Consider the following 12,655-nt stretch of genomic DNA (forward strand, 5'->3'; position numbering starts at 1 on the left):
ACCGGTGCCGGCACCCGGCTCGGCCGGTCCGGTATCGGCCGGACGGCCGCGGACGCCGGAATCAGCCCTCGGACAGCGAGTCGTGGCTCATCAGGGCGGCCCGGGGCTCGAGCGTAGGTCCCGGAACGAGCTGGCCGACGATCGCCCACGGTGCCAGATGCGGTGTGGAGCCCAGGCCCAGCACCACGGCAGTGGCCGGATCCGGTACGCCATAGCGGATCCCGTTGTCACCGACATAGAACAGGCTGCCGCGACGCGGACTGCCCGGATCCAAGCCGGTTATCTGGACGTACTCGCCGTGCGTGGGCGCCAGATACACCTCGTCCACCCGATCACCGCTGCTGTCCGCGGTCGCCAGCCGTACCGGTTCGGCGGAGTCCGGCAGGGGCAGCCGGGTGCCGATCAGCAGGCCGACGGTGGCGCGTTCCTGCGGCCCTTCCCCGGCGCCCTTCTCCGCCGGAGTGGTGCCCGGGGATTTGGACCAGGCGATACAGGCGACCGGTCCGTCCTCGGCGTCCACGATGCGCGGGATCTCCCGCGGGAAGTCCGCGATCGGCAGGTGACGCACCACCGGAACATCGTCGAGCGCATCGGGCGGCATCACCTCCACCTCGCTCATCCCCTGCGAGTCGGCGTAACGGATCACCTCGGCGGCAAACGGCGATACCGGCTGCACGCCGTCGGCGAGCACGACGAACATCTCGGGCCCCGCGGCGTTGCCCAGCCCGGCCACCGAGATGATGCCACCGATCGGGACATTCGCCAGCGGCCCCGGGCCCGGCTCGCCCGCTCGATCGATGGCCGGCGCGGTGAGTGCCGGGACCTGGGTGGTGGCGCCGAGGAAGCCGGTACCGACCGGCCGCGGCCGATGGCCCGGCAGGTCGAGCGCGCGGGCGAGTACCGAATTCGCGGGATCCACCTCGGCGCGTTTGCCGTCGTAGACGAGATAGGTCTTGTCGTCGCGGGAAACCAGCAGTGCGTCGGACGGGGCGGCGGCCCGCATCCGGTCGCTCGGTTCGGGCCGGCCCGCCACCACGGTTGTCGTCGCCCCCGCGGCCGAAGCCGCGCTACCGCCGGCGGACAATTCGATGGACTCACACAGCGACCAGTGCGAGTCACCGCCCTGCGCCGAACCCGGAAGCGCGGACGGCGCCCCCGGGATACCCAGTAGCGGACCGCGCGGCAGGGAACCGAGCTTGTCGTCCTCCACCGCGTGCGGTTCGGCATTGCTGCCGGTGATCAGTCGCGCGGAGGCCAGATTGAGAACCGGGTGCAACGTCCGGCTGCCGTCCTCCTTGCTCACCACTACATACAGTGCACCGCTGGATTTGCCGGAGACGATGAGCGCGTCCCCGATCGCGCCCTGTGGACGCAGGAACGCCAGGATGACGGCACCGGCGACCACGAGAATGCCGAGTACCAATCCGACCAGTAGCGAGCGGGTTTGGGAACGCATCGGATCGTGCAACATACGCACATCGCGGCGCACCAATGCGTGGTCGAGACGGCGCAACAGGAATCGGTACCCGTTCACCTGGGCACGGGTAGTCAGCTGTGCTGGCACTGCGAACTCCATCGAGCTATCGACCGCGATCTCATTCGACACGGTACCGTAAATTTCGATGATCACGTCGGCTCGATTCGGTGAAAAGCGCTGCGACCCATCGGAACGTGCGTGCCTCCCAGGCAGGAATTAACAGCTGTGAACGACACGATGAACTCCGAACCTCGAGACACCGAAATCCCGGAATCGGGAGTCGCCCAGAATTCGACGAATATTCGCATATCCGCCTATGACACATTGCGCGATCCGGAATTCTGGTTGTTCCGTATTTTTCCGCTCCGGATCGTCGTTCCCGGTATTCTCGTCGCCGCGTTCACCGCGTGGGTGGTCCTCGCGTGCACCGATTCGGTGTGGTACTCGCTCGGCGCCGGTGCCGGAGTGGGCGTTACCGGGCTGACGCCGGTCGGCGGCCGCACCCTGGTGGCGCGAATCGCCGGTCTGCTCGCCCGGCGCGGGCGGATCTCCGCGGAGCGGCTGGACGAGGCGGCGGCCTTCGATGTACCGCTGCCCGAAGGCGGCGGTTACGGGGTGCGCTGGGACGGGGATCTGCTGCTCACCATGCTGCGCATCGACCCGCCACCGGACACGCTCACCCTGTTGCAGCCCGGTTCGCTCAGTACCGAACAGCTGTTGCCGCTGCCGGAGATCGCTCGCTGTCTCGACCAATTCGATTTGACCCTGGCCGGTATCGATGTGGTGAGCACGGGCGCCCGGACCGCCGGCACCGGTATCGCCGCGCACCTCTACGACCGGATCCTCGGTCCGCTACCGGCCATCGCCCATCGCACCTGCTGGCTGGTGTTGCGGCTGGACCCGCTGGCCAATGCCGAGGCGGTGGACAATCGCGGCGGCGGCGGCACCGGAGCACTGCGCGCCGCCATCATCGCCACCCGGCGGGTGGCGAATCGGCTGGCCGGGCACGATATCGCGGCATCAGTGCTCACCGCGACCGAAATGAACACCGCGGTCCGTGAACTCACCCACGGCTTCGCGGTGGACCAGCTGACCGAATCCCCGAAATGGCTGGAATCCCAGGGCCGATACCTTGCCCAATACCAGATCGGCGCCGATCTGGTGGGCCCGCGCGGACTGGCCGACATCTGGGCGGTGCCCAGCCTGTCCACCACGGTCACGCTGCGGCTGCGGCCCGGTATCGGCCGCGACGACCCGCACACCGAACTGGCCGAAACCGTGGTCCTCAACGCCGTGGTCCGCTTCGACACGGTCGAACCACCCGAGCAGCCACCGCTGCCGGGGCTGCGGCAGCTCTACGGGAACCAGCTGCGCATCCTGCTCGATACGTTGCCGGTCGGTTACACCGGCCGCTGGGGACGAGACGTCGCCTACCGCGGCACGCTCACCGCGCTCGCCGAGTTCACCGTGCCGACCGCCGGTTGCGGCCAGCTCATCGGTGCCGACGACCGCGGCCAGGGTATCGCGGTACCGCTCATCGGCGAGGGCACCCGCCAGCTCGAGGTGATCGGAACGCTGGATCTCGCGCAGCAGGTCATCCTGCGCGCCACCGGGCTCGGCGCGCACGCCATCGTGCACACCTCCCGGCCCGAGGCCTGGCAGACCCTGGTCCGCAATCTGGACGCCCCGCAGATCCTCACCATCGCGCCCCGCGCGGCGGGTGCCAGCTACCACCCACCCGGTCCGCCGCCGCTGCCCACCGCGCCCTATCCGAGCACCACGGTGCTGGTGTTCGACGGTGTCGACCCGGTCTCCCACGCGGGCGGGGCCACCATCGTGCACGTCCGGCAGCCGCACGACCCGCCGGGGTCGATCGACGCGGACGTCTCGCTCATCCAGGATCCGGACGCCCCCAACCGGGTCACCGTCCGCACCCCCGCCGTGACGACGACGGTGAACATGGTGACGACCCAGGAGGAGATGCACTACATCGGCGAATCCCTCGCCGCGCGCTGAGAAACCGCACACCCGAGAACGGCCGGCTGGATCCTCATCCGATCCAGCCGGCCGTTCGACTTCCGATGCGGCGTGATCAGCCGAAAGCGGCGAAGCCGTCGCCGATCTTCTTATCGGTCTCGAGCGCGCGGTGCAGCGCGTTCTCCACTGCCGCGGCGAGCTGGTCCAGCTTGGTGAGAGTGTCCTCGAGCTCGGTGTTCACCGCGCCGTGGGCGGTCTGGAACCCTTCCTGGGCGCCCTGGCTGGCCATGGCGTTGAGGAAGTTGTCCTTCGCGGTGGCCAGGGCCCCGATCTCACCCTGGATCTTGCTGCCCTCGGTCTTCAGCGAGTCGAACAAAGCCTCCATAGTGGGCTTGTCGTACAAGATATCGCTCATGATCCCAATTCCTTCTCGGTGCAGTGGATAGGTGGAAGTGCCGTGCTACGGAGTCAGAGGCTGGTGTAGCCGCCGCCGGGGATGAAGGCGTCCTCGTCCATGCCCAGAATGGTCTGGGTGGCGTCTTCGGTGGCCTTGGTCAGCTCGTCGAGCTTCTGGTTCAGCCGGTCGGACTCGTCGCTCCAGGCCTGCGAGGTGGTGACGAACGACGCGTTGGCATCGCCCTTCCACCCCGCGCGCGCGGCATCGCTGGCCGAATCCACGGCCTTCACCGACAGCCGCAGATTTTCGATGGCCTGGTACATCTCGCCGGTCGCCTTCTTGACCAGCTCGAGATCGAGATCAACACCCTGTGTAGCCATTGTGGGGTTCCTTTCGTGAGTTCGTTTTCGTACCGAGATCCGACGATCTCGAGATGAAGAGACGGTGGGTTAGCACCGGGAGAACTACGGTGTCGGCCACCTCCCCCCGGGCAGGCCCTCGAGCAGCGCGGCGACCGCCTGCGCAACCCGATGGTCGGTGCCCGTCGTGACCGTCGACCAGACCTGCCGGTCCGGCGAAACCATGGGGGCGGCAGCGATCCGCCCACGTTCGGTGTCGTACACCGCGACGGCGCCGGGGGCGCGGGTGGTCAGGCCGTCCTCGTGGCTGTAGGCCACGATCTCGGTGTAGGCGTGGCAACTGCCGAAGGCCGAGCCGAGCACGGTGGCGTCGCGGTCGGGTACCCCCAGCGCGTAGAGGGCGTCCGCGTAGTCGCCGGTGGTCTCGGCGGCGTTCAGGCGGTCGGCGAGTTCGTCGGCCGGCGCACTGAATCCGCCGACCGCGGCGGGCTCACCCGGCCCGAGCGCATCCAGCAGCGGGCGCACCAGCGCGGCGGGCGAACCGTCGCACCAGATGGTCCCGATATCGAAACTGTCCCCGGTCCGGATCGCCACCGCGTACCGCTGCGCGCGGCCGGCGACGCATCCGCGCAGCGTGTGCTCCGGCCCGTAACCGCGAGCCACCAGCTCGTGATCCGGTTGCGCGAGTACATACAACGCGTCGGCCAGGTCGGTGTCCACATCGCCCGCGGCGTCGAACACCTCCGCGGTGATCAGTTCCGCGACGGCTCGCTCCCGCGCCGCCCGCCATTCGTCGTAGGAGTCCTGCCGCGGCCCGGCGGCGAGCACCAGAGGCAAGGTCTGCACACCGAGTCGCTCGGCGACCGCGAGCAGGCCGTCGTTGCTCAAAGTCCGCACGGCGTACCTCCGGCGTGCGCCCGCGCCGCCGGCGCCTCCACCGCGCCGAGCACCGCCGGCGCGGCCCGCAGTTCGCCCTCGCCGGCGAAATGATCGTCCTCGTCACCGGACAGGCCCGCCCGCGGGAACCGTGCCGCCTCCTGCCCGCCGGCCGCGGCGTTCGCGGCACCCATCGCGCCCGGCGCGAGCGGCGCCGCCTGGGAAGAACCACCGGCGGCGACCGACGCGTTCTGCGGTAGGACCTCCGGTACCGTCGCGGACTGCGTGTAGACCGGCGCGGTGTAAGCGACCGGGACCCGCGGCATCGCCGCCGGAGTCGGAATCGCGCCCACCGGTATCCCCAGCGCGCCCATGGGCATACCGCCACGCACCGCCGGCGGCGGTGCGGTCGCGCCCGGCGCGGCGGCCGCATGTTCGGCAGCCAACGCGGTATCGGGCGCGATCACCGGTGGCGTGGGATGCTGCCACGACGACGCGAGCGGTTCGGTGGCTTTCTCGTAGTTCTCCATGACCCGGGAGGCCACGGCCTTGGCCATATCCGCGTCCTTGTCGGTTTCGGCCGCAATCGCCCTGATCGGGGCCCCCAGCATGCCGCCGACCGATTCCAGCATCCGCTGGATCTGCTGGATCTGTTCGATATCGGCGGTATGCGGCATCGCCAGCCGGGCGATCTCGTAGGCCGCGACCTGCGCCTGGAAGCGCGCGGCATTGGCCGTCGCGGCCGCCGCCGCATCGACCAGCCAGTCGCGCAAGGCCGAGACACGCTGTAGCACTTCGCTGCTGCGTCCGGAACCCCAGGCGCCGCGCATCTCCAGGACCATTCGTTCGTACTCCACCACCGCCGCGCCGAAGGACGCGGCCAGCCGGGCCCACGCCTGGACGGCCTCGGCCATCGGCACGGCACCCGGGCCGGCGGTGAGGTCGCGGGCCAGCCGGTCGGCCGGGCGCGCGGGCCACACGACACCGGTGAAACCGGGCTGCGGTGGTTCGATCATCGCTGCGCAATACCCTTCGATCGTCGCCGATACGAGCCGTGGTCAGGTCTTCGGGCCGCCGAGGTTCGAGACATTGTCGGTTTCCATACCGTCGAACTGCGTCGTACTCAGCCGCAGTGTGGCGGCCAGTTTGCGCATCTCCTGCACACTGGCCTGCGCGCTGGTCAGGTACGAGGTGGCGACATCGTTGTGGGTCTGCGATGCCCGCCCCGACACCTCGTCGATCCCCGCCGGCACCACGGTCAGCGCCTGCGCGGCCGCGTCGAGATCGGCGGCCAGCCGGTCGGCCAGCGTGTCCAGCCCCGACGAGGCCTTGCCCGCGGCGGCCGGGTCGAACCGGACGCCGTCGTAGACCTCACCCATCTCGTTGTTCATGAGACCCTCCTGTGTGCTGTTCGCCGGTGCTCTCAGAGCGTGAGTTCTTTGTCCGGCGGTGGTTCCGATGCTGTTTCCGCCGCGCCGACGACCGGCACCGCGATACCTTCGAGCGACCCGACCACTTCGTCGCCGTGTTCGGCCGAGACCATGCCGCGCGCCGAACCGTCGGTCACCGACTCGCCGTCGCGGGCCATTCCCGCGGCGGCACCCATCCCCGCGCCCATCGGCATCACACCGGGGCCGCTGCCGGCCGCGGTGGAATTCGCGGTCCCGTTGTGCGCCGCGGCGGCCGCGCCCGTGGCCGACCCCGACGACATGCCGCCGAGTCCACCCGGCGCGCCGACCGCACCGAGTGGGCCGGGTGCCGCGGTCCTGGTCCCGGGAAAGGGGCTCAGCGGCGCGGCGACCGCCCCCGTCGCCACCGCTGCCCCACCGAGACCGCCGCCGAAACTCCCGGTCCGCGCTGCGGCCGGCTCGTGGTGTTCGGAGCCGTCGGTGGCGCCCGGCGCGTCGATGGGTTTCGGCGCGGACAGTGCCGGGTTCGCGGCGGCCAGTTGCCCCAGCGACCGGGCGGCCTGCCCCACGGTTCCGATGAGCGGCGTGACCATACCCACGAGCTGCATCAGCTGGTTCATCTGATCGGCCGGGTTCACACCGGTGGGTGCGTTGGTGATGGGCACCTTCGCACCGGTCTGCGTCATACCCACTGCCTCGATACCGAGTTCGGTCTTGGTCTTGGCCGTGATGGCCAGCCCCTCGACGCCCGCCTCGACCGCCGAGGCCACCAGGTACGCCGCGCCGCCCGCGGACGTCGCATAGAGCGGGGCCAGCGCCAGCTTCGCCGAGAACGCGGCGATGACCGCGGCCATCTCCGCGCCGCCGATCGCCACGCTGGTCGCGCCCTTGGCCAGGTGGGCTTTCTCGCCGGTGCTCTGCGCCTCCAGCGCGGCCGCGTCCGCCTGCGCCGCCCCGGCCTTCTCCGCTGCCTCGGTGGCACCCATCCCCTGCCACAGGCCCATGACCGCCTGCAGGGCCGACGGTGCGACCTGCAGCAGCGTCTGCATCACGGTCGATATCTGCGACAACGCCTGGGTGGGATCCACCGGGGGTGCCGCGGCCGCCGCGTCATGCGGGGCGGCAGCGCCATCCGCCGGAGCAGCCGGGGCACCGAATCGGCCGGTGCCGAAGGCCGAGGCGAGATCGGTGAGCGGGCGCATCAGCGCGCTCAGATCGATCGTCGGCAGCGGCGGCATATCCGGGAGTTCGCCGAACGCCGGCAGTTCCGGCAGGTGCGGCAATCCCATGCTGTGCAGGATGTCGTTCACCGGCCTGTCCAGCATCGGCGCCAGCGCACTGCCGCGTAACAGGTCCAGCACTGTCGGGTCGAGGGTTTCCGCGCCGGGAGGCGGGGCCGCGCCTGCTCCTGGGCTGCTCATGAACCCGGGAACACCGCGCCGATGTTCGTAGCGTTACCGGCGTCGGCGATCTCGTAGCTCGCCGCGGCCTGATGCGCGGTGAGCGCGGTGCCGGCGTGCACGGCGGCAAGTTCGGCCACCGAGGACAGGTGATTGGCCTGCGCATAGGCGAACGCGGCCAGGAATTCCTGACCGATCAGCCCGAACACCGGAGCCGCGAAGGCGACCGTCGCCGTCTGATCGACCGCGCCGGCCGCGGCCACCCCGGCCGCCATGGCCGCGGATTCGCTGCCGTACCGGCGAACCGCGTCCGGGACAACGTGAATGCTGTTCATCTCTTCGTCCAATCCCGAAACATCCCACAATGTTTCGTCGTAAACGCTACCCATTCGATACCTTCGGCCGCGATCGCGGCGCGGTGAACACTCGGTGACTACCTAGTGCTCTCCGCATTGAAGTCGTTTATCAACTCACCGAGTTCGGTCACGGCCCGGTGCGCTGCCGCCCGTGCGGTATCGACCAGCGTTTTCTCGAACTGCTGCGGAGTGAGTTTGCTGATCCCGCCGGTGAAACTCAGTCCGGTCAGCGCCGCATTGCCGTCCACTTCCACGGTTACCGTGCCGTCGGATGACGTCTCGGTGATCAGGATGCCGGTCATCGCGTCACGTAGATCGGTGAGCCGGTAAACCTGCTGCTGCACTCTGGCGATGAGTTCATCCATTGTTTCGACCACGTCCACCTCCGAATGAATCGAGACCTGTTGTCGGCATTCTTTTCTCGCGCCCGGATTCCGGAGCGCCGGTTCCGCGGCGTCTAGACCGAGCGCAGCCAGCTCTCGGGTTCGGTGTCGTAGTCCTGCTCGTCGACGATCTCCTGCCGCGCCACCTCGGCGTCGGTGGGCAGGCCGGTCGACCGCAGCATCTCGGCGGTGAAACCTGCCTCTTGCAGCTGCTTCCTCCGCTCCAGACCCGCCCGCGCGGCCGACTGTTTACACAGCCGCAGTATCTCCCCGGCGAGCGCGCCCGGATCGCGGCGCAGCTGTCCTGGTTCCACGGAGATCGCCACGGGCAAACCCATTTCCGTCGTCCGGACGCGAATTGTCCCCGTCAGCGAATGCGCGCTGAACTCGGTGGGAAATTCGGCTCCGCCCTGGTCGGAATCGCTCATGGTGCGGCCTCCTCCAAATTCCAACGACCCGATGGCGAGGCCCTCGCATATATTTCACCGCGCACGCCCACCTTCATGATCCGGACCATTTCTCCATTCGAGTATCGATCGTCGAGATGAACTGACGGTTATCGGCCGGTGATGGCCGCACCGCGGATAGCCGGACGCGATTTTCGGGTCAGGCGCGGAATGCGTTCCTGATCACCCGAGATGGACAGAGGCACACCGCGGGCATTACCCGGTCGGGCCTGCGCCGAGGCCGCTCGATACCGGACCGTGGTTCCCGGAACACAATTCGATGATTTATCGACCGCTATGTAACGGCTCATTATTCGCGTCACCGAACCGATAGATCCCGATTCCGAAAGGGACCGGTTCGCTACCGGAATTCACGACGACCCACAGCGGCCCGTGAGATGTCCCGGCTCCGGTGGGTCGGCAACCACACTCGCGCTGCCGGCCGAGCCCGCCACCGGCATTCCGTCGAGCGGCGCGCCGGTCCGATCGGTCGGCGCCGGAGACGAGTTGACGCCGCGAATTCGCCGCATACGCACCGTTTTTGCCCAGCGCGTCGATATTCTGTCCCAGTGCACGGACCCACAGGAGATCCGCGATGAGGCGAATCGACCTGAACGAGGACCCGACCTCGGTGAGCGCCGACCTACGACTGGAGTACGCGGGGCAGCCGTTCACCGGCGAGGTGGTCGAAGAGCTGGTGCCCGGCCAGTTGCTGTCCCAGGAGTTCTACCTCGACGGATTGCGCCACGGCAGCTCCCGGGAGTGGTGGCCCGACGGACGGCTGAAATCGGAGGGGGAGAGCTATCGCGGGCAGCCGCGCGGGGTATTCCGGCGGTGGCATCCCAACGGTCGCCTCGCCGCGGAGAGCCTGTTCGGAGAGCACGGCGAACTGGAAGCGATCCGGGAATGGGACGAGCACGGCCGTCGGCGGTGAGGCCGGTCAAACCTTGCGGCGCTCATCCTTGATGACCCGGACCACCTGGGCCACCATCGAATTGATCGCGCCCTTCAGCAACTCGGTGTCGGCGGGTGCGGCGATCGGTGTGTCGGCCCCGCGGACCAGATACCTGCCGTCGTCGACCAGGTCCCGCCAGTCCATCCGGTACCGGGCGATACCGCGCGGGCCGTAGATCGACGAACCCTGCTCCACACCGATCGTTCCCACACAGCTCACGGGCGCGGCGAGGAACGCCGACCCGCGTTCGAACTCCGACGCGGCGAACGAATCGCGCACAGTAGGAGCCCTCCGGGGTCGCGCCTCCTCCCGGTCCGCGGCCCCGGCGCGGCGCGGCAGCACCGTCTCGCCGCGGTTCCCGGCGGGCACATCGGGCAGCTCCGCCACCAGTTCGTCCGCCAGCCGCACCGCGTCGCATCCGGTCACGGTGAAACCGCCGCTGTGCCAGAAACTCTCACCGGGACGCGAGGAGACGACATAGCCGGCCGAGTCCCGGCGCGCGCCGAACAGCCGCACGACACTGCGCGGCTCGTCGCCCTCGCGGTGGTCGCTGCCGCTGAGTACCACCCGGATATCGGGGTGGGCGAGGACATCGAGCACCGGATCGAATGTCTGCCCCAGCCGTTCACGCAACTCCGCGCGCGCCTGCCGCTGGTCGAACCGGAACATCTGTGGGTCGAGGGTGCGTGCGGTGAAATGGAAGGGAAAGGGCAGCCCCAGTTCCCCGGTCGCCGCCGTCCACAGGGCGTAGAACTCGATATCGGTGAACCGCCACAGCCGCGGTCCGGCTCCGGCGATCACTGATCCACCACGGGTTTCGCCACGACCGACGGCTCACCGATACCCTCTTCCAGCCATTCGGTGGAATCGAGGTAGTCGGCGCGTTTGTGGTCCTTCTGCTGGCCACCCTGGGCGGCGCCGCCCGCGCCACCCCCGCCCATCGGCATACCGCCCATGGGCGCGCCCTGCCCCATCGAGGACGCGGCGATACCGGCGGACTGGGCGGCGCCGACCGTTGTGGCGAGGGAAGCGCGGGGAAACAGTTTGGCGGCCTTCTCCACGTTCGGCACCTGCGGGGACTTCGGGCCGGCCGCGCCCGGCCCGCCACCGGCACCGCCACTCGCGCCACCGCCACCACCCAGACCGGCGGGCAACTTCCCCGCCTTCTGCAACGCCGACTGGTAGTTCTTCACCGCGTCCTGCAACGCGGGCATCCCCGGCAGCCCGGTGATACCGGCCTGCTGCAGCGCCTGCTGCGCGGCGGTGGACAACTGCTGTCCCATCTGGCCGAGTTGCTGCAGCCCCTGTTGCGCCGCCTGCAACAGCGGCTGCGCCTCCGGCTGCTTTTCGAGAGCCTGCTGTTGCTGCTGCAGCGCGGCCTGCTGCGCCTGGGCCTGCTCCTCGAGATCCTGCTGCGCGGCCAGCAATTCCGCACGTTGCTGATCGATCTCCTGCAGCGCCGCCTGTTGCTGCTCGTACCGTCCGTTCTGGCCGCCGCCGGCGCCGCCACCACCGCCACCGTTCGCGCCGCCACCTCCACCGCCGCCGCCGTTCTCACCGGTGCGTTCGCCGTTGTTCGGCGGCGGTCCGGTGGTCTCGGCGGGCTTCACAAGTTTGGGGATCGCGCCGGAGGACAGCTCGACACCCGGTTCGTACCAGTTCGCGTAGACCTGTCGCGCGAAGGTCTCCTGCTGGTGGACGGCGGCGTCGCCACCCTCCTGACGGGTGTAGGCCCACGATTTGTCCGGCATGCCCAGCGCGGTGTTCTGGATCCACTGGGACGCGTTCAGCAGGTTGTCGCCGAGCTGCTGCATGGCCGAGATCAGATACTTGCCGCTGCCGAGATAGGCCCGGACCGCCGTGGTCGCGCCCTCGACGCCCTGACCTTCCCAGCGGTCGGACTCCAGCAGGCCCTGCATCCCCTGGTCGAAATCGGTGAAGCCGGTGTCCAGCTGGATCTTCATCCGGATCCAATAGGTGGCCTTGTCCGCGATGAACTGGGCAGCGCCGTTGATCTCCTGGCCCAGCCACCAGAACTGGTTGAAGTTCAGTCCACCGGCCGGCGGCGCCTCCGCCGCGAACCCCTCCGCACCCGCGCTACCGGGCAACCCCGACAGTCCGCTCGGCAGCGTGAACTTGTTGTTCTTGTCGGCGTAATTGCCGAGATCGGGAACGAGGGTGTAGGTCTCGTCGACCCAGCCGTCGGTCTCGTCGTAATGCGAGAACGCGTGCTCGACCAGCGAGCCCGCCATACTGTCGTCCACCATCCGCGCGAACGTCCCGGCCGCGTCCGCGTCGGTTTCCTGATAGAGCTTTCCGGCCAGGACGAAGGCCTCGCCCAGATCGGTGACGCGCCGGCGATGCCCGGACATGATGTCGTCGGCGAACTCACCGGCGACCTCGTCGTACTTCGCGCGCAGCCGCTCCGGACCGGAGAACGATTCGGGTCCGAGCGCGGTCAGCGGCACCAGCAGCGGCGCGACCCCGTCGACGACATCGAAAATGCTGATCAGATCGGCACAGAACTGCGCCGCGTCCCGCGCGACAGTTTCCTCGAACGCCACGCCGCCGCTCGCGGCCCGGTCCCGGAAAGCACCCCACGGGTCGTCGCCGGCCATAC

14 protein-coding genes are annotated in these 12,655 nt (G+C 69.0%); 2 read left to right on the forward strand and 12 right to left on the reverse strand.

Annotated elements, in window-relative coordinates; genetic code table 11:
- Positions 1-61: 61 nt before the first annotated feature.
- Positions 62-1,564, reverse strand: a complete 1,503-nt coding sequence (gene eccB / locus AB0H42_RS04570) for a type VII secretion protein EccB (protein ID WP_357049761.1) — start codon at positions 1,562-1,564, stop codon at positions 62-64.
- A gap of 138 nt (positions 1,565-1,702) precedes the next feature.
- On the opposite strand from eccB, the gene eccE reads away from it, so the two are divergent.
- Positions 1,703-3,493 carry a type VII secretion protein EccE gene (gene eccE, locus AB0H42_RS04575; RefSeq protein WP_357049763.1) on the forward strand — a complete coding sequence of 597 codons (1,791 nt, stop codon included), beginning with the start codon at positions 1,703-1,705 and terminating at the stop codon, positions 3,491-3,493.
- Positions 3,494-3,569: 76 nt separating this feature from the next.
- Here the strand turns inward: eccE and AB0H42_RS04580 are convergent, their stop codons facing one another.
- The 9 genes from AB0H42_RS04580 to AB0H42_RS04620 form a co-directional block, all read right to left on the reverse strand.
- Positions 3,570-3,869 carry a type VII secretion protein EsxR gene (locus AB0H42_RS04580; RefSeq protein ID WP_357049765.1) on the reverse strand — a complete coding sequence of 100 codons (300 nt, stop codon included), beginning with the start codon at positions 3,867-3,869 and terminating at the stop codon, positions 3,570-3,572.
- A gap of 53 nt (positions 3,870-3,922) precedes the next feature.
- Positions 3,923-4,231: a WXG100 family type VII secretion target gene (locus AB0H42_RS04585; RefSeq protein WP_051714729.1), complete on the reverse strand. Its 309-nt coding sequence runs from the start codon at positions 4,229-4,231 to the stop codon at positions 3,923-3,925.
- Between the two features lie 84 nt (positions 4,232-4,315).
- Positions 4,316-5,107: an ESX secretion-associated protein EspG gene (locus AB0H42_RS04590; RefSeq protein WP_357049768.1), complete on the reverse strand. Its 792-nt coding sequence runs from the start codon at positions 5,105-5,107 to the stop codon at positions 4,316-4,318.
- Entirely contained in the window at positions 5,095-6,102 is a 1,008-nt protein-coding gene (locus tag AB0H42_RS04595) for a PPE domain-containing protein (protein ID WP_357049771.1), read from the reverse strand. Before AB0H42_RS04595 ends, AB0H42_RS04590 begins: the two co-directional genes overlap by 13 nt.
- Before the next feature lie 42 nt (positions 6,103-6,144).
- Positions 6,145-6,477, reverse strand: coding sequence for a PE family protein (locus tag AB0H42_RS04600; RefSeq protein WP_357049774.1), 333 nt, complete (start codon positions 6,475-6,477; stop codon positions 6,145-6,147).
- Positions 6,478-6,509: 32 nt separating this feature from the next.
- Complete coding sequence (locus AB0H42_RS04605) at positions 6,510-7,916, reverse strand: hypothetical protein (RefSeq protein ID WP_357049777.1); 1,407 nt, start codon at positions 7,914-7,916, stop codon at positions 6,510-6,512.
- Positions 7,913-8,284: a type VII secretion target gene (locus AB0H42_RS04610; protein WP_357049780.1), complete on the reverse strand. Its 372-nt coding sequence runs from the start codon at positions 8,282-8,284 to the stop codon at positions 7,913-7,915. The genes AB0H42_RS04605 and AB0H42_RS04610 overlap by 4 nt, the downstream gene beginning before the upstream one ends.
- Positions 8,285-8,328: 44 nt before the next feature.
- Entirely contained in the window at positions 8,329-8,628 is a 300-nt protein-coding gene (locus AB0H42_RS04615) for a YbaB/EbfC family DNA-binding protein (RefSeq protein WP_357049783.1), read from the reverse strand.
- A gap of 80 nt (positions 8,629-8,708) precedes the next feature.
- Entirely contained in the window at positions 8,709-9,062 is a 354-nt protein-coding gene (locus AB0H42_RS04620; protein WP_357049786.1) for a hypothetical protein, read from the reverse strand.
- Positions 9,063-9,675: 613 nt separating this feature from the next.
- Between AB0H42_RS04620 and AB0H42_RS04625 the strand changes: the two genes are divergently transcribed.
- A complete protein-coding gene (locus AB0H42_RS04625) occupies positions 9,676-10,014 on the forward strand; it encodes a hypothetical protein (RefSeq protein ID WP_357049789.1) in 339 nt (112 codons plus the stop codon).
- A gap of 6 nt (positions 10,015-10,020) precedes the next feature.
- Here AB0H42_RS04625 and AB0H42_RS04630 read toward each other — a convergent pair whose 3' ends face one another.
- Complete coding sequence (locus AB0H42_RS04630) at positions 10,021-10,836, reverse strand: ESX secretion-associated protein EspG (protein ID WP_357049791.1); 816 nt, start codon at positions 10,834-10,836, stop codon at positions 10,021-10,023.
- Positions 10,833-12,653, reverse strand: coding sequence for a hypothetical protein (locus AB0H42_RS04635; RefSeq protein WP_357049794.1), 1,821 nt, complete (start codon positions 12,651-12,653; stop codon positions 10,833-10,835). Before AB0H42_RS04635 ends, AB0H42_RS04630 begins: the two co-directional genes overlap by 4 nt.
- Positions 12,654-12,655: the final 2 nt, after the last annotated feature.

The sequence above is a fragment of the Nocardia sp. NPDC050799 genome, from assembly GCF_040654015.1.
In the GTDB taxonomy this organism is placed as follows: domain Bacteria; phylum Actinomycetota; class Actinomycetes; order Mycobacteriales; family Mycobacteriaceae; genus Nocardia.

Bases quoted from the DNA above. Each gene is read 5' to 3' on its own strand.
- AB0H42_RS04595 (WP_357049771.1), bottom strand. From the start codon at position 6,102: ATGATCGAACCACCGCAGCCCGGTTTCACCGGTGTCGTGTGGCCCGCG.
- AB0H42_RS04580 (WP_357049765.1), bottom strand. From the start codon at position 3,869: ATGAGCGATATCTTGTACGACAAGCCCACTATGGAGGCTTTGTTCGAC.
- AB0H42_RS04635 (WP_357049794.1), bottom strand. From the start codon at position 12,653: ATGGCCGGCGACGACCCGTGGGGTGCTTTCCGGGACCGGGCCGCGAGC.
- AB0H42_RS04610 (WP_357049780.1), bottom strand. From the start codon at position 8,284: ATGGGTAGCGTTTACGACGAAACATTGTGGGATGTTTCGGGATTGGAC.
- AB0H42_RS04605 (WP_357049777.1), bottom strand. From the start codon at position 7,916: ATGAGCAGCCCAGGAGCAGGCGCGGCCCCGCCTCCCGGCGCGGAAACC.
- AB0H42_RS04600 (WP_357049774.1), bottom strand. From the start codon at position 6,477: ATGAACAACGAGATGGGTGAGGTCTACGACGGCGTCCGGTTCGACCCG.
- AB0H42_RS04620 (WP_357049786.1), bottom strand. From the start codon at position 9,062: ATGAGCGATTCCGACCAGGGCGGAGCCGAATTTCCCACCGAGTTCAGC.
- AB0H42_RS04585 (WP_051714729.1), bottom strand. From the start codon at position 4,231: ATGGCTACACAGGGTGTTGATCTCGATCTCGAGCTGGTCAAGAAGGCG.
- AB0H42_RS04625 (WP_357049789.1), top strand. From the start codon at position 9,676: ATGAGGCGAATCGACCTGAACGAGGACCCGACCTCGGTGAGCGCCGAC.